Consider the following 24,211-nt stretch of genomic DNA (forward strand, 5'->3'; position numbering starts at 1 on the left):
AACTTTTACCTCAGGGCTGAAAGATTGATCCGATGTTTAGAATGAATTTGATATTAAAATAAATCTAATGTTTGAAACAGATGCGGTACTGAATGGATGATAATACTTTATGGAGACTTTTATATCTGGGTATATCTGGATATATCTGGAATATCCAGAACTGTCCCATCCTGAGAGATTTTATGTCAATGTTTAAGCGAAATATACTCTGATAAAGCAAGTCAGCAGGCTAAAGCGAAATTTGCTGCCTGAAGCAAGTTGAAGCAGGCATTCTTCCTTAATAAAAGTGTGAGGTAATAAATATTTATGCCTGCTAAAAAAGATATCGATTCTTCCAGATCTTTTCCGGAGTAATATTGTACTTTATTGTACTTTCAGGCATTGAAGAATTCAGAGTTCCGCACCTATAATCGTTTGGGTCGCGGTTACAGTCTCGCTTTCCCTTATCCTGTCTACCACGGCATTGAGAATACTCAGGTCTTTAACGTCTATGATGACGACAAAGTCATACTCTCCAAAAACATGGTAGACGTCCTTGATTCCCTCTATATTCCTTAATTCCCTGTATGCTGCTTTCTCATATCCGGGCAGCACATTTATCATTGTGACTCCTATAACCAAAATGTAAAACCCGCCTTTTATAGTTTTTATTACAATAAAAAGCTTATTGTCATTTATATTTACAAGAAGACATATTTATTTTTACAATTATCTTATGAACATATGTTCATACAATTCTGAAAAGTCTTCGGTTGATTGTTACACTCAAATTACTCGTCAAAATCCGATTGATAATAATCCTTTTGTATATTGATTTTAACACTTTGTTTTTCAGATTTCCTTAATGCTTTATTATAATCGACAAAATTCATTTTTGTATTATTTGTTTGCTGAATTCACCAATATAATAGAATCCTAGTTCTTTACCGATATTTCTTACTTTTAGGGTCATGTTATACCAAAGTACTTCCTATTAAATAACCAAATTCCAAAATTTTCCCATCTTCGTTATTACTGCATACTCCGGCAACTGGCATTGATTCAAGGCTTACTATATTCTTATTAGGAGTATAAAAAAATTAAAAGTGAATTTTTTCATAAGCACCTTTTGTAACTGGTTTATTTATACTACCAATATAGTATAATATCTCAATCCTTCAAGTTTTGAAGGATTACATTGTTTGAGTGTCATTGAGCCTTTATTTGCATCTCTAGCTTTCATCAGAGAATCGCAAAGTAATTCTGTTTTATCTTCACTCAGTTTTCCAGATATTACAGAATTTATTAAATTATTTATTTCATCTTCATTAGCGTTCTTTCAATAGTCATTACTATAAATTTTTAAATTGAATTCTTCATTGTTATATCGAATGGAAGAATCTGAACTAAAAATATTAGCAGAAGGAATAATTGATTCATAAATTTGTTTAAATTTTTCAGGATTATTGTTGAGTTCATTCTAAAACCAAATTTGTTCAAAAATCAGTGATTTTCAGCACTATTTGCTGTGGCCTAAAACTCGATCGATTATTCAGAGTATAGGATTTAGATAAGCAATTTTGAGTTTTAGGATCAACTCTACAACTTAAATTTGAAACCAACAACACCTACTATCCAAATGTAGAAGTGATTTGAATTTTAAGATAGTCTCTTAAAGACAGAGTACAAAAAAGTTTACCATTTTTCCTTATTCTTTTTCAATATGCTAGATGCTAGCGAACAGAGAGATCGGAATCATAGATTCCGATTGATCACGAGCATTGCTATAATTGCGAAGGATGACAGGCAGAGGAGAGATTAAAAAAATCCCCCCTTAAAGGGAATATAGAGATTTTTGCCATCTTTTAAAGGCAGGGAAGTAAATTTACCTTCACGAAGAAAAAAGTCTTTAAAATCGCTTATAATTGGATATTTTTACTAAAATTATCGCTTCAAGATAGTGAGAGGACTCTTGGGAAAATTGAAAAGATAATAAGCCGACTGGCAACAAGCAAAAAGCTTCCTTTTAAGGTGAGGGTTCTTGAAATGTGGGAATGGTTGAATCCTGATATTGTAACAGAATATATTTCAAGCTCTAGATGGGAGCCTATCGACGATAAAGAAAAAGAAATGCTGTTGGAACACTTTATTTGATTGTTTCTTATGTTCTAACCGCTTGTGAGTGAACAAATTGATTCCAAAGATACTTTATTAGATTAGCTCTTATCTCTGGGTAAACTTGTACTGGCAGTAAGTGATAGACATGGGGATTTTTGATTTTCTGAAAAAGAAAAAAGACTCAAGTGACGCTCTGATAAAAAGATCTGATGTTGTTCCTCAATTTGAAAAGAACCTAATTGAAAGAGGTCTTAGGCCCTATTTTGGAAACCTAACAATACCTGAAAACATTAGAGATTTATTGTGGTTTGCTGATGGGCAATACCAGAACTACAACGCTGAAGCTGACAAACGAGTTGTAGAAAACGAACTTTTCAGGATTGAATATTCTTTTGGAACCGAACCGAGCCTGATATATTCCAATTTACCAATTAGTAGAAATGATAAGAAAGACCCAAAAGAGAAGATCGGTTACTATCCTTCATATGAAAAGTTAAGCCCAGAAGAAAGGCGAACCTATCTAGAGTGGCTACGCGATGTAACTCAGCCTGTTGATATAGGGTATGTTTTCATTTTTTATTATGGACTTGAGAGGCACTTAATTTTCGGCAAATATAGAGAAGCTGTAGACATGATCCTGCTCTTAAGGGAATATCACAAAAACAATTCATTTTATTCTTATTCAAGTTCTGCTCTGATAATGGCTTCAATACTGCACAGAGATAAGGAAATGTTTGAAAAAGTAGTGAAAAACCTTGAAAAAGAACAATGTGACAGCATACTGCTTATTGCAAAATACCTTTTGAAGGAAGATCTTTCTATAGATGAGATAATATCTCTAAGTTCCAAGGCAGGATTCAATAATAAGAGATATATAAACGGATACCCGGATTTATTCCGGCAAAATGTTGCATCCTTGCTGGAAACCGAGTTTGGAAAATGCTCACTGCCTTTTTATAACCTTTATACTGAGTTCAGCCTGGGAAAAGAATTAGTTTTTGCAAATATCTCTTTTTCAGAAGAAACCCGAACCCAGACTCTACCCTCGATAATATCGAATGCCGAATTCAAGTCTTTGATATACAATTTGCTGTCCTCAGCGCATGAGGCTGTGAAGAAGAATCTTGAGGAACAGAGAAAAGCAGGAATGAAACCAGAACCAGCAACCAAGTCCAGAAGCAATGCCGAAGAGTCTGAAAATCAGATTCAGGCATCCTGCCCGCATTGTGAAACACTTCTAAAGGATGTGCCTAAAAAAAAGAAAAAATGTCCAGCTTGTGGAAATTACATATATGTAAGGACAAAACAAAACCTATTTCCGTCGACTCTGCTAATCGAAGAAGATGCTCTGGCTGCAGATGAGTTTGAGAAACTGAAAGCTCATGGCATCACAAAGCAGGATTTCATGGATAGGAAAAGTAGATTATCCAGAGGAAAGGGTACAAAGGTTAGTTCGATTGATATTTGCCTGAGCCTTTATGATAAACTTATTTTGCAAACTGCCGACCTGAATCTCCTTAAGTTCCTTTACTTCGAAAAGTCTCTATTTCTCTATTATACGGGAGGGGATTTCTTCAAGCTCCTTCAGACGTCAGCAAAAATGGAACTTATGGCTTATCAAAATGAAGGCATTAAAAAAGTGGCTATATTTACCGGTGGAGACTCCTGCCCAGAGTGCCGGAAACTTTCAGGCAGAGTGTATACAATTGATGAAGCTCTGAAAGAAAAGCCCATACCCTGTGAGGCATGCAGTCATCAGTTGCATGAAGGAAAGGCGGGTTGGTGCAGGTGCCATTATATGCCCCAGCATTGAACATTGATTTACTGAGACAATTTACTGAAACTTTTGACTCAGAAGCTTAAAAAAGATAATACAGTACTGACTGAAAATAATAACCGATTTATAGATAGTGCTGTATTCTAAATTTATGAAACTTGAAGAGCGTCTGGAACTCTTTAAAGAAAAGATAAAAACAAAGGATTTTCTGGAATGTAAAGGCCTAGGAAATGAGATCCCATACTGGATATTTGATTATGAGCCAGAGAAAGAGCTTCTAGTCAGGGACACAATTGAAAAGATGGTCACAAGCTTTGAGACCAAATATTCTCGTGAACTACCCCGCCCTGCCTGATGGCGAGGACGGAGCTTCCTTCGAGTGATTACGTCATTTGATGGTAAGATTCTAAGAATCTTTCCGACATCGGTAATCCTGTTTGTCGAAGATTATCAGAGAATTTCTGATAGCCTGTCCACAAGGCATTCTGCAATAGGAAATTTACCATGATATTGATTGCACTATTGCAATCTCTATCAATAAAATTGCCACAATCGCATTCCATATTTCGTTTCCAGAGTGGCATGTCATGGATTTTTCCACAAACATAACACGTTTTGGAAGTATAGCTTTCATCAATTTTTATTACTTTTTTACCTATAAGTTCAGCTTTATAGGCTAAAAATTCGATGAAGCGAGATAAATATCCTTGATTTTGGGTAGATCTATTCATAGCTCTTTTTCTTTTTCCTTTAAGTCTCTTGGATTGAGCCATGTTTTTTGTTTTCAGATCTCCCACAATAATAGTATTGGCCTTAGTATTGTTGACCATTTTCTTTGATAGTTTATGCTGGAAATCTCTAAGCTGATTAGATTTCTTTTTCTCCATTTTACGATAAATATTGTGTAGCCTTACCCATTTTTTGCTCTTTCTTTTACAGTGATCTCTCCTGGATTTTAGAGCATCCAGTTTTGGTTGCCAGTACTTATCAATTCTTGGAGTTTTAACTTCAAAGAATTTACCTTGAGTATTTACTGCTGTTACTATTTTTGTGATCCCGGCATCATTAGCCTGATATAAACCATTATCAATGTACTCATGTGCAGAGACTTCATAAGTAACAGAAATATAGAAATCTCCTTTAGCATGGAAAGGATCATCATTATAGATCTCGATTTGTTTTATATTTTCAAATTTCTTTCCGAGATCAAAAACAAGTTTGGTGTCATTTATTTTATGAGAGAAAGAAATGACACAACCAATCTGATAAAATCCACTTTGATTATACGGAATTGTCTGAAAATATTTCCTGCTTTTGAAATTTGGAGGTCTGGCTTTTAGATCTCCATTTTTTCTGAGTGCAAAAAAAGATCTATAATTTGCATCAAGTTTTTTTAGAACGCCCTGCAAAGTCTTTGAATAAACAGCTTTGTATTCAGGGTTTCTTTTCTTGAGATCCGGCAATTTGTTTTGTTGATCCACGTACTTGATGCTCTTTCTTTCAAGTTTCCATGCATCTTTTCTTTCGGCTAAAGCTAGATTATACAATGAACAACATTTATCTGAAAGTTCCCAAAGGACTTTCAATTGTTCTTCTGTTGGATAAATCTTAACTTTTGTCGTTAGATGCATAGCAGTATATAAACAAGAGGTCTGTGTATAAATAGGCTATCAGAATTTAAAAAAGTAAATTGTCGGGAAGTTGACGGCTTTCATCCCCCACCTGCCAGCCTGATGGCTGTCGAGGAAGGGGACTTCCCGCCTTAGAGTTAAAATAATTGAGATTAACCTGTACGATCTGTGTCTCAAAATACTAAGTCAGAAGCTTAGTGATGAAAAAATAACCCAGTTTGAAAAGAAAAAGGGTTCAGATGCCTTACTTGAGAAGATAAGACTAATTCTTAACCAGGAAGCTACAAAAAAAGAAATTGCTGGAATACTTCAGGGAGACTACGACATTATTTTTCTGACAGGAGTGGGGAATGCCTGGCCAATGGTCAGAGCTCATTCTGTCCTTAATAACCTTCATTCCGTTACAGGTAAAAAGCCCCTTGTGATGTTTTATCCTGGAAAATTCAGCGGGCTTGACCTGAGCTTATTTGGTGAATTCAAAAGCAAGAACTACTATAGAGCTTTCCGCTTAATGCCAGAGGCAATGTAAATTTTAGAAATTTGTTCGGGATTACTCTACGGGGAGTTTTAGGTTTTTAGATAATTTCTAGGATCTTAAATTTGATTCACATAGAAACTCAATTCAAACTAATATTTATTCAGAGTGCTAAATATGACAGCTACAGAAATAAAAATAGAAGATTTATTCGAAAAAGATATCCGAAGAGATATCAACGGGGTAATAAAGGTTGACCAGGAAGACGAAAGAAGCGTCTATACCGAACTTGATGAGTATGTGGTAACAGGGGAATCCCGAAAGCATTTTGATACATTTTTCAGGAATTATGCTGCAGCCCTTGAAGAACCCACAGACAGAATAGGAGTCTGGATTTCAGGGTTCTTCGGTTCAGGAAAATCACATTTTCTCAAAATTTTGTCATATTTACTGGCGAATAGAGAAGTCCAGGGAAAGAAAGCACTCGAGTTTTTCAGGGAAAAAATAACAGATCCTGCTATTTTTGCAAATATCGAAAAGGCCGTTACTACAGGCACTAAAGATGTTATTCTCTTTAATATTGATTCCAAAGCAAACACTGCAAACAAAGGCGATGAACAGATTGTAAATATCTTCATGAGGGCTTTCAATGATATGAGAGGGTACCTGGGAGATGTTTTCTGGATCGCAGACCTTGAAGAAGACCTTGAAGAAAAAGGGCTTTATGAAGCATTTAAAACCGAATTCGAGCTCATAAACGGAGATCCATGGGAAGAAAGAAGAGTTACCTACGGTTTTGAGCAGGACGATATCATAGAAGCCCTTGAAAACTGCGGCCACATGAGTAAGGAAGCTGCTACCAGGCTGTTTGAAAACGACGGAGCAAGCTATACTTTTAGCGTTGAGAAATTTGCAAAAAAGCTAGATAAGTACTGCAAATCGAAAGGAAAAAACCATCAGGTTATTTTCCTGGTGGATGAGGTGGGGCAGTATATAGGAGAAAACAGCGAGCTGATGCTCAACCTCCAGACCATTGTGGAAGAACTCGGGACCAAACTCCGGGGAAAAGCCTGGGTTGCAGTCACTTCACAGGCTGATATTGATACTGTTACAAAGGAACACGTAAAAGGTTACGACTTTTCCAAAATTCAGGGACGTTTTAACACCAGGCTTGCACTTACCAGCGCCAACGTGGATGAAGTTATTAAGAAAAGGATCCTGCATAAAAAAGAGGAATATAAGGACGTTCTCGCCTCTTACTATGCTGAAAAACAGACAATACTCAGGAACCTGCTCGCTTTTTCAAATCGGGCTGAAATAAAGGTCTACAAAAACGAAGACGATTTTGTAAATGTATATCCTTTTGTCCCCTACCAGTTCAACCTTGTGCAGAAGGTTTTTGACAGGATTAGAGAAACAGGGTTTACGGGTAAACACCTGGCAAAAGGGGAAAGGTCGATGCTTAGCGCCTTTAAGGAGTCGACTGAGAACTACTGCGAGAATAATGTAGGGATGCTGATTCCTTTCCATGCCTTCTATGAGACTATTGAAGGCTTCCTTGACCCGATCATCGCAAGAACAATCTCCCATGCTCGTAAAAACGATTTTCTTAATGACAAGGACTGTGAACTTCTAGAAATCCTGTTTATGATCAGGAGCATTCCGGAAATTGAACCGAACCTCGACAACCTGATAGTGCTCTCCATTTCTTCGGTTGATGAAAATAAGCTCAAACTGAAAGAGAGAATCGTTGAATCCCTGCGGAAACTCGAAGACCAGACCCTGATTAACAAGTCAGAAGACAAGTACTATTTCCTGACAAATGAGGAGCAGGAGATCAATAAGGACATAAAAAGAGTGGAAATCGAAGAGCACCAGATCCTTGAAGAAATCCATACGATGCTTTACGAGCAGAAACAGGGAATCTGCCCGGCTTCCCATAAGGACTACAAGTTTAACAAAGCGATTGATGACAGGGTGAAGACCGTCGCAGGCGCAGACCTTACAATCAAGTTTCTGACACCTCTTTCGGACCAGTATAACAGTAAAAAAGGAAATCAGCAATCCCTTAGCGGTGAGAATTTAAGCAATATTGATTCGACGGACACTCTGCTTTTCATTCTCCCGGAAGACGAATTACTCGACCAGATCAGGTCCTACCTGAAAATAGAGAAATACCTCAAGCAAAACTCCTCAAACCGGAACAATGTGGAAATCCAGAATATTCTTTCCACGAAACAGCAGAATGCTAACAGTGCAAGAGTAAAAGCTCTGGAACTGGTCCAGAAAGGAGTTTCGGATTCAAGGGTTTTCGTTGACAATAAGGAAGTAATCCCTGATAAATCCAGCCCGAAAGAGCGCATAAAGGAAGGGCTCGACCTCCTTATACAGAATGTTTACAACAAAGCCGGATATGTTACAAAGGACTATGAAAGCGATAGTGAAGTGCTCAGAGTCTTGCGCTCGGACGACCTTGAGAGGTTCGGAGTTGAGGGCAGTGACGTAAACAAGCTGGCTTTAAAGGAAATGCTTGACTACATCCAGCTGAAGTCCGGGAGAAGCGGAAGGGTCCTGTTAAGCGATTTAAAGGAACGCTTCACGAAAAAGCCCTATGGCTGGAAAGATATGACGATTTCAGGGCTTGTGGCAATTCTTTACCTCAGGGAAGAGATTAAACTCCGCTACCAGTCCGAGTACCTGTTTAACGATGCAAGTGCTACGGCAAAACACCTGACAAGAAGGGATGAAGCTGACAAAGTGGTCATAGAAATCAGGGAGAAGACTGGAGAAGAGGACCTCAAAGCCGTAAAGAAGATCCTTAACGGTCTTTTTGAAAAACTGAGCCTGCCAGAAAAAGAAGGAGAACTCTACGAGACTGCAGAGAAAATATTCCGGGAAGAGCTTTCAGCCCTGCAGGTAATCGAAGGAAGATATGAAGAAGAAGGAAGCTTCCCAGGCAGAACCCGGATAGAAGCCTACAGGAAATTCCTGAAAGAACTGACAGAAAACTCAGATCCTTCAGCTTTTTTTAGGGCTGTAGCCTCACGAAAGATCGAATTTGAAGAACTGCACGCTGATGCAGAGCCTGTGAAGAACTTCTTTAACGGTTCCCAGGTTGAGATCTTCAGAAGGCTTGCCCACAAGTACAGGGATTACTCCAGAAATATCCAGTTCCTCAGTGAAGAAACAAGAGCAGATATTGAGGAAGTAAACAGAATTTTGAATCTGGAAGAACCCTACTCTCAGATCCGTCAGCTCCCAGTACTGGAAAAGAGAATAGAGGCTGCAATTCAGGAGGCCCTTTCTGCCAGGAAAAAAGAGATCAGAGAAAGCCTTGATGCTGTTACAAAGGAGCTTGAGAGAGAACTTTCAGATGAAATCTTTTCCGATGATTTTAAGGAAACAGTGCTCAGGCTCTTCAATGTGATAGAAAGGACGGTAGAAGGCGCTGAAGACTGTGCTCTTGTCCAGAGTCAACTTCAGAGTATAAACTCTCAGAGGGTAGAAGCTTACAGACAAATAGACCGGGAGAGGCAGACTATCCGGGAAGAGCAACAAAACAAAGCCTACAAGAAAAGCGCTGAGGATAAAGATAACCCAGAAACTCAAGAAATAAAACCTACAGACGGTGGCAAGGAAGTAGAAACAAAACCAGTTCCTCCAATAATCCCACAGAGAACTACTGAAATTATCAGCAATATATCATTTTTCAAGCCTAAAAAAATGCTGGAAAACGAGGCAGATGTCGAGGAGTACATTACAGACCTCAGAGAGAAATTATTGAATATTCTCAAGGAAAAGAACATAAGGGTCTAAGGAAGGGTCGGATAAAAATGGACAAATCAGCAATAGTCGAATTCTCAAACAAAGTTCGGGACAAGTTAAACGCAGAAGTAAGGAGCCAGGCAACCTATTATGGAATCACCCCGAAAGAAATCCACGCCGTACAAGAACATGCTGATTCAGTTGTGATCAACGGCAAAGTCTTTAATTCTAAAATCAAAAACCAGCGTTTCCAGCTTGTAAAGCAGATCAAAGAGAAAGGCTACGAACAGGTCATGGAAGAAGTAACATATACTTGGTTCAACCGCCTTGTAGCCCTCAAGTTCATGGAAATGAACGGCTGCCTTCCGGACCAGATCAAAGTCTTCACTTCAACCGACCCGAACAAACCCGAGCCCGACCTTCTCACAAACGCTCTGAAACTTGACTTCCTGAACCTTAACCGAGATTTAGTTCTTGACCTTAAAGCCGAAAACAAAGATGAAGAACTCTACAAATACCTGATTCTCAAACTCTGCAATTACCTGAACAAAATAATGCCTTTCCTCTTTGAGAAAATCGAAGACTATACTGAACTCCTTTTCCCTGACAAACTTCTCCATACTGGTTCAGTCCTGCACGACCTTAATTCAATTATTCCGGAAGAAGACTGGAAAGAAGTTGAAATCATAGGCTGGATTTACCAGGACTATATTGCCCCAAAGAAGGACAAAGTCTTTGCCGACCTGAAGAAGAATATCAAGATCAGCAAGGAAAACATCCCTGCTGTTACCCAGCTTTTCACCCCTCACTGGATTGTCCGTTATCTTGTTGAAAACTCCCTGGGTCGCCTGTGGATGCTCAACCGCCCGGAATCCAGTCTTGTTGACCGGATGGAGTATTACATAAAGCCGGAACAGCAGGAAACCGATTTTCTGAAAATCAATTCTCCTGAAGAGCTCAAGATCTGCGACCCCGCCTGCGGTTCAGGGCACATGCTTGTTTATGCTTTTGATCTTTTGTATGCCATTTATGAAGAAGAAGGCTACACTCCCTCTGAGATCCCGGAAATGATTCTGACTCACAACCTTTTCGGGATCGAGATAGATAAGCGTGCAGGGGAACTTGCAGGTTTTGCACTGACAATGAAGGCGAGGGGAAAAGACCGCCGATTTTTCAGAAACCCAGTTCAGCCCAATATCTGTGTGCTGGAAAACGTCGCTTTTGAGCAGGGAGAACTTAATGCTTACATAGATGCAGTCGGAAGTGAGCTTTTCACCAACGCCCATAGAGCCACTTTGCTCCAGTTCGCCGAGGCCGACAATTTCGGTTCTCTTATACGGCCGACTGCAGAGGATGTGTCGGGTCTCTTAAGCCTGCTGGACTCGAAAAGATTTTCCGGAAATATTGTATTGTCTACAACCCATGATGAAGTCCTGAAAGCTTTGAAGCAGGCGGATTATCTCAGCCCGAAATATCATGTAGTAGTTGCAAATCCGCCATATATGGGAAATAATGGGATGAACTCGAAGATAAGGACTTTTGCCCAAGACAGCTATCCTGACAGCAAATTTGATCTCTTTGCAATGTTCATTGAGCGCAATCTGAACCTAGCAGTACAAAAAGGCATGGTAGCAATGATTACTATGCACAACTGGATGTTTATTTCATCCTATGAAAAACTTCGAGAAAGTATTCTGAATAATAACACAATTTTGTCTATGGCTCATCTTGGAGCACGGGCCTTTGATAGCATTGGAGGCGAAGTTGTTTCAACAACGGCGTTTATTATCGAAAAGGCTCAGAATCTTGAATATAAAGGAGCTTATCTACAACTGATTGACGGTAACTGCGAGGCAGACAAGCAAGCCGAACTAAAAGCAAAACGAGCTGACTCATTTTGGGCTTCTACCGCCGATATCAAAAGAATTCCCGGGTCGCCAATTGCATATTGGGTGAGTGAAAGTATTCGTAATTTATTTGGAGGCATGACTTTAGGAAACTTTTTTGATACCGAAGGACAGAACAAGACGACTAATAACGACAAGTTTCTTAGATATCATTGGGAATTAGGAACGAAAACAATAGGAGTCGATAAGAAGTGGGTTTTTTGTGCAAAAGGAGGATCTTTTCGCAAATGGGAAGGGAACATTGAACATGTAATTAATTGGTCGCCAGAGGCAAGATCCTTCTATCGGAAAGATCACAGCGCCCGTATAGTTGACAAGAAATTCTGGTACCTTGAGGGTATTACGTGGACGGGTATTGCATCCTCATCTACAGGGTTTAGATTTTTAGAATCTGGATGCACATATGAAACAGCTGGACCAACTATTTTCATTAAAAATGCAAATAAATATGTTATCTTGGGATATTTAAATACACCAATTGTTTCTAAATTTATTCAAATAATGAATCCAACTTTTAATACAAAGATAAAAGATATACGATCTCTACCAATTCTTCAGTCAATTCTTTATAACAAAAAAATAGAAAGTGTTTCTTCACGATTGGTGAATATCTCTAAATCCGACTGGGACTTTTACGAAACCTCTTGGGATTTCACCACCCTCCCACTTCTTCAACCCGACTATCTCCAACCTGTTCTCAAAGAAACTTACACAAAACTCCGCGCCCACTGGAAAGAAATGACCCTTGAAATGCAGCGGCTGGAAGAAGAAAATAACCGCATTTTCATTGAAGCCTACGGCTTGCACGGCGAATTAACTCCAGATGTTCCACTTTCTGAAATCACGCTGACCTGCAACCCTTATTATCGCTATGGCAATAACAAAACAGAAGAAGAACTTGAAGCTCTGTTACTGACCGATACAGTCAAAGAATTGATTTCTTACGCTGTAGGCTGCATGTTCGGAAGATATTCACCGGAAAAAGAAGGTTTAATTCTTGCAAATCAGGGAGAAAAGCTTGCTGATTTTAAAGAAAAAGTGCCCGTTGCTACTTTTCTGCCGGATGAAGATAATATCATTCCAATCCTTGATGATGAATATTACACGGATGACATCGTAGGCAGGTTCAAGGAGTTTTTGAAACTAACTTTTGGGGCGGAGACACTTTCTGAAAATCTGGACTTTATCGCAGGGGCACTTTCAACGAAAAATGAATCTCCTGAAAAGGTTATCCGGAATTATTTCCTGAAGGATTTCTACAGCGATCATGTGAAGATGTATAAGAAGAGACCTATTTACTGGCTTTTTACTTCTTCAGAAAAAGGAAAAGCATTCAATGCGCTAGTTTACATGCACAGGTATAATAAAACTACCCTGGCGAAGATGAGAATCGATTATCTGCTGGACTTTGAGTCGAAGCTGGATGCTCAGAGATCACTTCTGGAAAAAGAAATTACTGAAAATTCTAAGAATAGTGGAAAAGCCGAGTCAGAACTTGCTAAACTTAATAAAAAGATCAATGAGCTCGTGAAGTATGACGAGCTTCTAAAGAATAAAGCGGATCAGATGATTGAGATTGATCTGGATGATGGGGTTAATGTGAATTATAAAAAGTTTGAAGGGTTGGTGGGGAAGATATGAAGACTTCTCTTAAGGTGTTAAGATGTATTATCATGTTAGAATTACGCAAAAGTCCAACAGAATTTTTGATGAGATAGAACTTGATTTAAATGAAGAAAGACTTCGCAGTCAATTTGTAACTCCTTATGAAAAAAACGAGAGTATATTTATTGATGGAAAAACAATTCATCCAGATGACATTGAAAGGATAAAAATTAGTAGAACAGAAGATAATTCTTCAAAGTTAATACCTAATGCTAGAGCGATAAGAGGAAAAAGCTATGGATTACCTCTTCTTCCAGATGGATGGTATGTCGCTAAAGAAGGTGAAGACGTAACCTATAATTTTATTTTTGGTCCTCCGGGGTATAATAAAAAAATGTCGAAAGAAGATATGACTTCTAAACCTCAAAGTAATCAAGTTTTTGTTGTTCATGGGCATGATAATGAGATGAAAGAAACTGTTGCTCGGGTATTAAAAAATGTAGGTCTTGAGCCAATTATCTTACATGAACAAGTAGATAAGGGGAGAACAATTATTGAAAAGTTTGAAGAATGCTCTGATAATGTATCTTTTGCCGTAGTTCTCCTTTCTCCTGACGACATGGGATTCAAAAAAGATCAGCAACCAGAATCTGCGAATTATAGAGCACGGCAAAATGTGATATTGGAATTAGGTTATTTTCTTGGGAAGCTTGGTAGAGAAAATGTTTGTGCTCTACTTAATGCTAAAGAAAATTTTGAGTTTCCATCTGACATCTTTGGGAAGCTGTATATTCCTTATGATTCAAACAGTGGTTGGAAACTTGCTCTTGCAAAAGAATTAGATTCAGCAGGTTATGACATAGATTATACGAAATTATGAATTGATAACATGAACCTTCAATCCCTCCTCAAATACGGCGAATCCGAAACCCTCGAATTCAAAGAAAAATTCGATGACAGAACCGTAGAATCAGCCGTAGCTTTTGCTAATGCAAAAGGCGGAATGATCCTTATAGGGGTTTCAGATAAAGGAAACATCTCCGGAGTAGATATTGGAAAAGAAACTCTGGCTAAATGGGCAAACCAGGTCTCAGACAAAACCGAGCCACAGCTTATCCCTGAAATCGAGGTGCTTGAATTTGAGGGAAAGAAGGTTGTAGTGGTAAATGTCCCTGAATATCCTATAAAACCCGTATCTGTCCGGGGAAGGTGTTTCAAACGGGTAAATAACAGCAACCGGAGTATGAATTCACAGGAAATTGCAGAGATGCACCTGCAGTCTACCGGAATGAGCTGGGATAGATTTCCAGCGGCTGGAAAGTCTCTTGAAGATCTTGACCTTGAAAAGGTCAGGAGATATATCCGAAAGGCAAGGGTTTCCGGAAGAAAAGGATTTGGAGAAGATGAAGATCCTATCCGGGTGCTCGAAAAAATGGAGCTTGTAAAAGATGGGAAACCTACCTGGGCTGCAGGACTCCTGTTCTGCAAGGATGGAAGACGTTTTCTCTCCCAAGCTGTAATCCATTGTGGACGTTTTAAGGACCAGACTCTCGTAATTGATGACCGACTGATTGAGGGTACGCTCTTTGAACAGGTCGAAGAAGCCATAGGTTTTGTCAGGAAGAATACCAGCGTTAAATTCGTAATGACTGGAAAGCCAGAAAGAGAAGAGGTCTGGGACTACCCATTAGAAGCTATCAGAGAAGCTGTTGTAAACGCAGTTTGCCACAGGGACTATACAGCTCTGGCTCTGAGATCCGGATCTATGAAAATGAACTGATTGTATGGAGCCCAGGAGGTCTGCCTCTTGGTCTTACAATGGAAGATCTTTTCAAGCCTCATGCCTCGAAACTGAGGAACAAAGGTATAGCAGAAGTATTCTTTGATACCAGAATAATCGAGCAATGGGGCAGCGGAATAGAGAAGATGCAGAATTACTGCAGAGAAGCAGGGCTTCCTGAGCCGGTTTTTGAAGAGTATCAGGGATTTCGTGTAATCTTCAAAAAAGGGATTTTAAACGAAGAATATCTTAGAAATATCGGTCTTAATGAAAGGCAGATTAAGGCTGTATTCTACGTAAAAGAAAAGGGAAAGATTACAAACAAGGAATATCAGGAAATATCCAACACAATTAAGAGAACGTCTTCTCGGGACTTGGCAGAATTAGTTTCTTTAAAGATATTTGAACAAATCGGCACTACAGGAAAAGGAACAGAATATGTTCTATCAGGAACCATAGGTGAAAAAGAAGAGACTTCCTAAAGGGGACAAAGGGGACATAAAGGGGACATAAAGGGGACAAACCCGCCATAATCACGCCAAAAACTTTACAATCAAAGACTTCAAACAACCATAATCAAGCCAACTGCACCAGAAATAAAATGCGATTACGACTCTGCAAAGACGCCACAAATACATAACGCCGCAATCAGGAAATCGAAAATTAGATATAAAGACTTACTAAATCGCATAAGACGCACCAAAGCCGCAATAAAGCCGCACTAAAACACGTATTTCCTGATAAAAAGGCTGAGAATCTCGATTTTGAAGCCGCAGTAGTTTGTTTTGAACGTGAGCGAAAGCTCGTGGAAAAGGATCTGGAATCCCTGCGCCCCCATCTTCAGCGCACACCGTATCCCCGGAGCTCTGTGTCCCATCGGAGAGATGCAGTCCTTCGACATCATCTCACTTATGCATAACAGAAATCCTAGTTCTTTCGCTTTCCTATACTGCCTGAACAACGGCGACATATGTTCAGTGTTATGCACCGGTTTTATGAACTTGGATATAACCTTTCATCCGTATTTAGGCTCCAGGTTAACCCAAGAATACCAGGATGTTTTCTCCTTCAGGGGTAATTCGGATCTCTTTCCGTCTGCCACCCCTCACAACTTCGATAAAGTTCCAGTTGATGAGGGGCTGAATATATTTCCTATCCAACGCTCGATATTTAGCAGATTTCTCATCCTGTTTTGAGCGACCTCGCTTTGCGTGAATCTCTAAAGAGTGTAATTTGTCAAGTTCTTCTATGAAGATATTCTTAGTGAGTCTCGCATTTTTCTGCGTCAATTCACGAATGATTTTCAGTACAGCGACCAGATCGTCACGGGGTTTTTCGATCTTATAACTGGGTATGGGAAAGATGTCTTTACATCCGGTAACCAAGGTTCCTCAATCTTCTGTTTTCCCATCATAATTTTGCGGGACAACATAATACGGCGATATATCCATCTTATCTTCCTTAAAGATCATCGAGACAAGCATCCCTGCAATAGAATGTATTTTCGTTCCCGTTGAAACATTGATAAAAATATGGTTGGCAGATTCGATTTCAATAATTTTTCTGTATGTCCGAAGAATATCATATAAATCTCGGTCAATCAGAGCACATGTTTCTATTTTAACATCACACTGTGGAAGATTTGTACCTAACCAATCAGTTACTTTTTGGAAGTATACGATGCCTTTATCCTCCCTCTCATTTCTTTCCTTGACCAACCAGACTCTATCTGCTGCCATCGTTTTCAGCGGCAAAATCACTCTATCGATATCATAGCCGACTGGCGCGATATGTACTCTAAGAGGATAGTCCATCATCGTAATCCGTAATATATTATCTTAACAAACGATATTAACTTTATTGACGATAATAAAGTATATTTTACTGTATTACAATTAATAAACAGAAGCTCCAGAGGGACTATTTGACCGATAAGTTCGACTACATCAATCAAAACAAAGAGATATCACCATATTCACTTTTTTTAGGGAACCCACGCCATAATGCCAAGACTGCTAAAAAACAAATATATCCAATTGTCAAACTTGGTGAAAAGACTACATACAGTCCAGAAAGACATGTTGATTCTCCAGAGGTGATAATAAAGGCCCAGCAACTCATCTCAAGGGATGGAAAATCGACCAACTCGCTATTTAATCAAATTCGAAATAACGGGGGCATCCAGAACCACTTGGATTTTGGCGGCGATGTGATTTTATCCTCTATAATGCCGGATCGAGCTATCGAAGGACTGACCAGTGAGACCTATGCTGAGATCATTGATACACTGGGAATAAAGTATTATCTAACTCCCGACGGCGAAACGTATCTTAGAGAACCCGAAGTTTCGGCTGTCGAGATAAATCGCATGTTAAACCAGACCCAAGCATTGCGCGACTGTTGCCCGTTATGCGTTCCAATTGGTTTGGTGAAAGGGTGTACAGATAACCAGATATTATACCATCTTGAAATGATGCAAAATATGGGCATACAAAGATTCTGTTTCCATTTGGCAGATTTCTTTCGTGGCCCAGACTATGTACTCCAGATCGCCAAAAGGTTCGCGTATCTCATCCGGGAAAGAACAGACGAACTTATCATTTACGGGATCGGATCGAAGAAACATATCAACTCATTTAGGTTTGTAGATGGATTTGCTACACAATCGCATTACGTGAAAGCATACTATGGTTATAGGTACGAATACGGGAGGTGGATCAGGTCTCCAGGACGAAAGGTTGACAGAGAACTGGTGATGCATAACCTTCATGCAATTAGTAGCTTCGTAGAAGACTTGAGGAATCAGCAAGAATTAACTCCGTTTTTAGAAGAAGAGGTTGATGGCCCTCTCCGGAACAGCACCGCAGAACAAATTGGGATGAATTACTGTACTTATACATGAGGTGTGTCAATGGGTGGTGGAATACGTGGAAAAAGGGGATCAGCTTGGTCATCGCGATATAATGCCAGGAAAAATCTGAGACAGAAAGAACTGTCGCAATATCACGATAAGCAAAGAAAGCCAAGAGTATTCATTAGTTTCCATATTGAGGATGAGGCACAAGTAAACCTGCTTCGATATCAATCAAAAAATTCTGACAAAATGGAATTCACGGACTACTCGGTCAAAGAGCCGTTTGATGAGAAGTGGAAGACCCGATGTATAGAGAGGATTAAACAATCTTCTGTAGTTGTCGTTGCAATCGGTGAAGAAACTCACAAACGTGAAGCAGTATTATGGGAAATTCGGAAGGCGCACGAACTGGGTAAACCTGTAATTGGAATGAGAATCCGTAGCGACAAAAACCACAAGATCCCACAGCTCATGCTCGACCACGGTGACAAAGTGTTACCATGGAAACTCGATGCGTTACAGGCAGAACTGGAGAGGACTCAAAGTACTTGAAGTGAGATGACAATGAATTCAAGCTCGGAATACGAACCGTCCCAAACGCTCCTCCTCGAGCAGTATAAACTCTTTGTAGAAATGGCTGATAGAAACAGCGAACGTAGAGGAGAGACAAATAAATTTTATATTACCATCTTAACAGGATTACTCGCTCTGACTTCATGGGCAGCAACAAATACGCATCTATGTGAAGTTTTCAATATAGTATTACTCTTCATATCGATACTGAGCTTTGTTCTCTGTGGAATATGGTATCTGAATATTAATTCATATAGACAAATGAACCGTGGAAAGTTTGATGTAATACTTGAAATGGAAAAGCAATTGCCGTTTCCCTGTTATGGTAGAGAGTGGGAAATCTTAGAATCAGGGAAGAATCACAGGAACTATATTCCTTATACAAAAATAGAGAAGTTTATACCAATCGTATTAGCAGTGCCCTATGTCTTGTTGTTGCTTTATGCGATATGCCTTACATTTATCTAACAGACGCTATCATCTTTTATTCAGCAGGTCGACAAAAAAGTTAAACATTTTTTCTGATGCAGTTTTGAATTAACAGTCTCTAACTGAAGTTGTTTGATAACGATTTCATATACTTGGATAAGAGAACATATGTATGGAATCTACAGATATTGGATTTAATTCCTTAAATCAGGCGAATAACGGCATCGGAAAAAATTATTCGGTATATGCAATTATGATCTCCGACCTGCCATTTAGGCAGGATTCATTATAAATGACCCTTCCTGATTCACCAAATAGCCCTACCCATAAATACCGCCTGACGGCTAAAGGGAAGTCATTTTTTAGATAAAGAGGCAGAGGCACATGAAGGCATAGAATAAGAGAATCCTGTCAGTCTTGCCCATGCCTATTTTCGATGGAAATCTGCAGATTCACCACATGCCGTGTGATGAATTTACAGGCATTTTCAAATATGGTGCTTAAACACCACAAAGACCGCCTAATTCCGCATTAATACCGCATAAACCGCACTAAAGCCGCACCAAAGCCGCAAAATTAGAAGATTGATAAGTTTGTGAAAAAGAGAAAACAATTCAAACGGGACAATGGGGTCACAAAGGAGACATAAAGGGGACAAACACGCCATAATCACGCCAAAAACTTTACAATCAAAGACTTCAAACAGCCATAATCAAGCCAACTGCACCATAAACAAAGAAGCCATCAAAATTCCCCATACATGCCACAAACACGCCAATACTACAGAAACCGCAATAATTCTGTATTAAAGCCGCATAAGCCGCACCAAATAACAGAAAAATAAGGAATTTGCAAATACAGTCAGATTGTACGCGTCTGCATAAATTTCTCCATGCTTTAAATGAACCGAGTATTCCCAAGGGAATGATTATAAATATAATGATTACAAAAATAATCATTATGCAATTTTACAACCGGCAGAAAGAGCTTGAACTTATGGAACTGCTCGATCAGGGGAAACCATCTTTTCTTGTCATAACCGGCAAAAGAAGGGTAGGAAAAACCGAGCTGATCAAGCAGTTCACACGGAACAGGAAAGCGCTGTATCTTTTCGTTGACAGCAACAAGAGCATCGACATTCTGATGGACGAGTTCGACCAGCTTTTAAAGGAGAAACTGGACCTGCCGGATTACATAAAAGTCGATGAGCCTGAAAATTTTCTCAAATTCATCACCTCTTATGACAGGGACATGGTAATAGCAATTGATGAATTCCAGAGGTTCCAGAAAGTCTATCCATCTTTCATTACTCAGTTGCAGCGGTACTGGGACATGAAGCCGGACAATTGTAGAATCTTTCTTATCGTGTCCGGATCTTCTATTGGCATGATAAGAAAAATCTTCATTGAGGAACAGGCTCCTCTCTTCAAACGTGCCGACAATATTCTGACTATAAAGCCCTTTACAGTCCTTGAGACATTTGAGATGCTCGATGGCATGGGTATAAAAGATCCGGAAGAAAAACTGAATCTGTACTTCCTTTTCGGAGGAACAGTTTATTATTATCGTCTATTTGAAAAGTATCAGTGTACAGGATTTGATGATGCCCTTGAAAAGCTGATATTCAGCGAGTTTGCACCGCTTAAAAATGAAGTGAGAGACGTTCTGATTGAAGAGTTTGGGAAGGAGCACTCCACATATTATGAGATAATCTCAGCTATATCTCAGGGCAGATGCTCAATGAGCGAGATCTCGGATCTGACACATGTCTCTTCTAGCTCATTGTCACCTTATTTTTACGACCTCACAGAGTTGCTGGGAGTAGTGGAACACCGGATACCTGTCACGGACAGTCCTGAAAAAAGCAAGAGAGGGCGGTATTTCTTAAAGGATAATTTTTTCAGGTTCTATGGCCGCTTCGTATATCCTGTGTACAGCCAGTATATGGCAGGCAATTATACTCCCATGTTAGAAAATGTCATGAAGGAATGGAAGAGTTACACAGGCAAGATATTCGAAGATATTGTTCGTGAACTGCTGGTTGAAAAGATGATCAGCGATTATCCAGAGCTTGGGAGCTGGTGGAACCGAAAGGGGGATGAAATTGATATTCTTGGAATAGATCACCAGGGGAGAAAAGCCCTGGCAATTGAGGTCAAGAATAAAGAACTGGATGAAAACGAAGCCAGAGAGATCCTGGAGTTAACACTCGATAAAACAAAATTAGTAAGAGGAATATCTGGCCAAGAATTGAAAGTAGGGATAGTAGCCAGAAAGGTCAAAGGTAGAGAAGAACTGGAAGGTGATGGATTCCTTGTATGGGAACTGAAAGAGCTTATTCCCTGATGTCAAAAAAGACAATTGTCCTTTTTATCAAGTCCCGGATTCAAATCGAGTGGTGTATAGGAAATGACAAGGCGGATAATTTTTACATGCGGTATGAACGACCAACCCACAAAGTTAGTAAAATCTTTTAAAAATCAAAGAGTATTTCAGGGATAAAGTATCTAAATCTCTAGCTCTCAATTAACCTTTCCAGAATAACAGCAGGATCTTGATTTTCATGGTCAATGTAGAAAAAACCAGTAGTAGTATACTCAAAAAATTTTCTCCTTCAGAACTGAAAGACTATGAGAAAAGAAAAATAGTTTTCTGGTACGACAGGGATAAAACTGCCTGGGATCATGAGAAGAATGCTCCCGGAGAAGAGCTTGAAGAAATAATACCGATCCTTAAAGAAAACAACATCAAATTCCATATCCTTGACAATAACTATTTTGAGACCAAAAAACTTCTTGAAATCAAAGACCCGGAGTCAAACTACCTGATTTACTGCCCGGATAAAGAAAGATCACACGAATCTAACTGGCTTTTTGATATCCAACTCTATTCTTCCAGATTCGAAAATAGCCGAATTTCAGACATCAAGAGTGAATTTGAGATTGATGGGCATGAACTTGACGACTTCTTCACTAAATACGAGAAATTCTTTGGCAACCAGAAAGAAAGAGTGCAGCCTTTAAAGAAGCTCCACCAGAAAGACTGGCGTGAAAAAGAGTTCATTCTGGGGATGCTGGCTGTTTTTTCAAAAACGCAGGCTCCTGAATTCAAACAGATTGTAAGGGACATCATGCTCAAATCCCTGGATGAAGCTGAAAACTCTATCTGGGAGAATATCTCAAAGTTCGGGTTGGAGGAAAACTTCTGGGAACTTGCAGAAGAGGACTTTGGGTTTTCGGCAAAGAATCCTACCTTGAAAAAACTTTTCCTTAGCTTCCTGATTACACACATGAAGAGATATTCTGGAATTTCCCTTTCAGGTTACGATCAGTATGTGAACCGAAAAGAAAATGAGTGTCAGATCTTCCTCAAGCACTGGATGGACAGCTCACAGGATTCCAAAACATTTGAGAAATATACAAGAGATATACTTGAAGAAAACGGCCAAGACCTGGAAAAGAACTTGCAGGCAGCGCTTGATAAACGAGATGTACAGAGATATCTTGAAGCTGAAGCCGTTGAGACGTTTGATAAAGCTTTAATTATTCATATACTCAAGTCCCTGAACAGTCCTGTAAATTCAACAGAAGAGGACTTCAAAAGCTATCTATCCTGGATCGATACCCGCCGGACAAAGCACTGGTTTTCAGAGTATGAGAATATCTACAACGCACTTGAGTATGCGGTTAAACTCTTCCAGTTTTCCCTGGAATATTACGATAATCCAAAAGCAGCTGATTCACTAGAAAATACACGCAGTTTGTACGAGTTATTCAAAGCGTATGCTGAGACTTACTACCAGATTGATTATCTCTACAGGAAGTTCTATTATTACTATGATAAAGAGCAGGAAAAAGACATTCTTAAGAAAAGCCTTAGACCCCAGGTTGAATACCTTTATACTAATAAGCTGCTAGGAAAATTGTTATTGAAATGGAGCAGCTTAATTGATTCAAAGCTTGAGGTGCAATGGAAGATTGAACTTGCGGATAGTCAGAACGATTTCTATAAGCAATATGTCCAGAAAATCATAAATAGAAATGAAAAGGTCCGTGTAGTTGTAATCATCTCAGACGCCATGCGTTATGAGATAGCCGCAGAATTAAAAGATAGATTAAACAAGAATACATGGGGACTTGTTGATCTCGGATATATGGCAGGTGTGGTTCCTTCTTATACTAAATTGGGGATGGCAGCTTTGCTCCCACACAAAACCTTGCAATATAGAGGAAAAGATGTGCTTATTGATGAAATGGGTTCGGAGGGAATTGAAAATAGAGGCAAGATTCTACAAAGAGAATGCCTTGATTCCATTGCAGTTAGTTCCGAAGAAATAATTAAAAGCCATCGAGAAGAAGCTAGAGAACTAATAAAAGGAAAAAAGGTAGTGTATGTTTACCATGACAAGATAGACTCTATAGGAGACAAAAGAACACTAGAAGATGATGTTTTTAAGGCTGCACAGGAGACAATTGAAGAACTTGAAGAACTTGTCAGAAGACTAACTATTTCTTTAAATGCAACAAATGTAATTGTTACAGCTGATCATGGTTTTATTTATCGAAGAGATGATATGGAAAATGTTGACAAATTAGACATTTCTTCCTTTGATAAGCAGTTAATTCTGGATTCTACAAGGAGAGTTATCCTGAGTGAGCAAGACATCTCACAAGAAAACATCCATAAATTTAACATGAATTCTCTCCTTGGAGAAGCACAAAAATCTCTTTTTGCATATGTACCAAAAGCTGACCTTAGGTTTAAGCTGCCAGGTGGAGGACTTAATTTTGCTCACGGTGGAGTATCACCCCAAGAAATAGTTGTGCCTGTTTTAATGTATAGTCACAAAGAAAACGATAAAACCCTTGAAAGAAAGGGCATTAAGCACGGTAAAGTCAGTGTCTCGGTGATAAATGACCGGAAAAAGATTACAAGCAGCAAATTTAAAGTAAAGATTTTCCAGACCGAAAAAGTGACTGATAAAATGAAACCCCGCACTATCAAGGTTTCTCTATGGGATATTGATGGTGGGCAGGAAAAAATGGTCAGCGATGAAAAAATCATTATTGCCAATAACGAATCCGATGAGCCCGAAGAAAGACAGTATAATATCATACTCACCCTCGGAAACAATCTTGAAAACAAAACATATTACCTCAGGCTGATTGACGAAGACCCAGCTGAAATAAAAGATATTGTACGGATTCCATTCGAACTTGACCTTCTGATTGGCGACTTTGATGACTTCTAAGTTGAAAAGTAAATTATGCACAAAAATTAGGGATAAAAAAGAGTGTAGGGATATTGTAATAGGGACA

General features: G+C 39.2%; 18 protein-coding genes. 14 read left to right on the plus strand and 4 right to left on the minus strand.

Features of this window, described 5'->3' with window-relative positions; genetic code table 11:
- Positions 1 to 390: 390 nt before the first annotated feature.
- On the minus strand, positions 391 to 603 hold the full coding sequence (locus RSJ42_RS10320; protein ID WP_015412528.1) for an Lrp/AsnC ligand binding domain-containing protein: 213 nt from the start codon (positions 601 to 603) through the stop codon (positions 391 to 393).
- A gap of 1,639 nt (positions 604 to 2,242) precedes the next feature.
- On the opposite strand from RSJ42_RS10320, the gene RSJ42_RS10325 reads away from it, so the two are divergent.
- Both RSJ42_RS10325 and RSJ42_RS10330 read left to right on the plus strand, forming a co-directional pair.
- Complete coding sequence (locus RSJ42_RS10325) at positions 2,243 to 3,910, plus strand: TerB N-terminal domain-containing protein (RefSeq protein ID WP_410510353.1); 1,668 nt, start codon at positions 2,243 to 2,245, stop codon at positions 3,908 to 3,910.
- A 115-nt stretch (positions 3,911 to 4,025) separates the two neighbouring features.
- Entirely contained in the window at positions 4,026 to 4,229 is a 204-nt protein-coding gene (locus RSJ42_RS10330; protein WP_410507211.1) for a hypothetical protein, read from the plus strand.
- Positions 4,230 to 4,257: 28 nt separating this feature from the next.
- Here the strand turns inward: RSJ42_RS10330 and RSJ42_RS10335 are convergent, their stop codons facing one another.
- Positions 4,258 to 5,505, minus strand: coding sequence for an RNA-guided endonuclease InsQ/TnpB family protein (locus tag RSJ42_RS10335; protein WP_410507212.1), 1,248 nt, complete (start codon positions 5,503 to 5,505; stop codon positions 4,258 to 4,260).
- Positions 5,506 to 5,683: 178 nt separating this feature from the next.
- Here RSJ42_RS10335 and RSJ42_RS10340 point away from each other — a divergent pair, with 178 nt between their 5' ends.
- The 6 genes from RSJ42_RS10340 to RSJ42_RS10365 all read left to right on the plus strand — a co-directional run bounded on the left by RSJ42_RS10340 (position 5,684) and on the right by RSJ42_RS10365 (position 15,519).
- Entirely contained in the window at positions 5,684 to 6,034 is a 351-nt protein-coding gene (locus RSJ42_RS10340) for a DUF1788 domain-containing protein (RefSeq protein ID WP_410510354.1), read from the plus strand.
- A 123-nt stretch (positions 6,035 to 6,157) separates the two neighbouring features.
- Positions 6,158 to 9,796 carry a BREX system P-loop protein BrxC gene (brxC, locus tag RSJ42_RS10345; protein ID WP_410507213.1) on the plus strand — a complete coding sequence of 1,213 codons (3,639 nt, stop codon included), beginning with the start codon at positions 6,158 to 6,160 and terminating at the stop codon, positions 9,794 to 9,796.
- 17 nt (positions 9,797 to 9,813) lie between these two features.
- A complete protein-coding gene (pglX, locus tag RSJ42_RS10350) occupies positions 9,814 to 13,293 on the plus strand; it encodes a BREX-1 system adenine-specific DNA-methyltransferase PglX (RefSeq protein WP_410507214.1) in 3,480 nt (1,159 codons plus the stop codon).
- A 22-nt stretch (positions 13,294 to 13,315) separates the two neighbouring features.
- Positions 13,316 to 14,137 (plus strand): TIR domain-containing protein, encoded by an 822-nt coding sequence (locus tag RSJ42_RS10355; protein ID WP_410507215.1) that lies wholly within the window; start codon positions 13,316 to 13,318, stop codon positions 14,135 to 14,137.
- A 9-nt stretch (positions 14,138 to 14,146) separates the two neighbouring features.
- A complete protein-coding gene (locus tag RSJ42_RS10360) occupies positions 14,147 to 15,037 on the plus strand; it encodes a helix-turn-helix domain-containing protein (RefSeq protein ID WP_410507216.1) in 891 nt (296 codons plus the stop codon).
- Positions 14,980 to 15,519, plus strand: coding sequence for an ATP-binding protein (locus tag RSJ42_RS10365; RefSeq protein ID WP_410507217.1), 540 nt, complete (start codon positions 14,980 to 14,982; stop codon positions 15,517 to 15,519). The genes RSJ42_RS10360 and RSJ42_RS10365 overlap by 58 nt, the downstream gene beginning before the upstream one ends.
- Before the next feature lie 555 nt (positions 15,520 to 16,074).
- On the opposite strand, the gene RSJ42_RS10370 is transcribed toward RSJ42_RS10365, so the two are convergent.
- Together RSJ42_RS10370 and RSJ42_RS10375 are read right to left on the minus strand one after the other, a co-directional pair.
- Positions 16,075 to 16,422 carry a DUF6293 family protein gene (locus RSJ42_RS10370; protein WP_410507218.1) on the minus strand — a complete coding sequence of 116 codons (348 nt, stop codon included), beginning with the start codon at positions 16,420 to 16,422 and terminating at the stop codon, positions 16,075 to 16,077.
- 6 nt (positions 16,423 to 16,428) lie between these two features.
- Positions 16,429 to 16,776, minus strand: coding sequence for a DUF6293 family protein (locus RSJ42_RS10375; RefSeq protein WP_410507219.1), 348 nt, complete (start codon positions 16,774 to 16,776; stop codon positions 16,429 to 16,431).
- Positions 16,777 to 16,961: 185 nt separating this feature from the next.
- Here RSJ42_RS10375 and RSJ42_RS10380 point away from each other — a divergent pair, with 185 nt between their 5' ends.
- The 6 genes from RSJ42_RS10380 (at position 16,962) to pglZ (ending at position 24,144) form a co-directional block, all read left to right on the plus strand.
- On the plus strand, positions 16,962 to 17,939 hold the full coding sequence (locus RSJ42_RS10380) for a hypothetical protein (protein WP_410507220.1): 978 nt from the start codon (positions 16,962 to 16,964) through the stop codon (positions 17,937 to 17,939).
- Positions 17,940 to 17,948: 9 nt separating this feature from the next.
- On the plus strand, positions 17,949 to 18,443 hold the full coding sequence (locus tag RSJ42_RS10385) for a TIR domain-containing protein (RefSeq protein ID WP_410507221.1): 495 nt from the start codon (positions 17,949 to 17,951) through the stop codon (positions 18,441 to 18,443).
- A 6-nt stretch (positions 18,444 to 18,449) separates the two neighbouring features.
- Positions 18,450 to 18,932, plus strand: coding sequence for a hypothetical protein (locus RSJ42_RS10390; RefSeq protein WP_410507222.1), 483 nt, complete (start codon positions 18,450 to 18,452; stop codon positions 18,930 to 18,932).
- A 253-nt stretch (positions 18,933 to 19,185) separates the two neighbouring features.
- Positions 19,186 to 19,263 carry a Fic family protein gene (locus tag RSJ42_RS10395; RefSeq protein ID WP_410510355.1) on the plus strand — a complete coding sequence of 26 codons (78 nt, stop codon included), beginning with the start codon at positions 19,186 to 19,188 and terminating at the stop codon, positions 19,261 to 19,263.
- Between the two features lie 590 nt (positions 19,264 to 19,853).
- Positions 19,854 to 21,239 carry an ATP-binding protein gene (locus tag RSJ42_RS10400; protein WP_410507223.1) on the plus strand — a complete coding sequence of 462 codons (1,386 nt, stop codon included), beginning with the start codon at positions 19,854 to 19,856 and terminating at the stop codon, positions 21,237 to 21,239.
- Between the two features lie 217 nt (positions 21,240 to 21,456).
- Positions 21,457 to 24,144 carry a BREX-1 system phosphatase PglZ type A gene (gene pglZ, locus RSJ42_RS10405; RefSeq protein WP_410507224.1) on the plus strand — a complete coding sequence of 896 codons (2,688 nt, stop codon included), beginning with the start codon at positions 21,457 to 21,459 and terminating at the stop codon, positions 24,142 to 24,144.
- Positions 24,145 to 24,211: the final 67 nt, after the last annotated feature.

The organism is Methanosarcina hadiensis (genome assembly GCF_046529725.1).
Taxonomy (GTDB): Archaea; Halobacteriota; Methanosarcinia; order Methanosarcinales; family Methanosarcinaceae; genus Methanosarcina; species Methanosarcina hadiensis.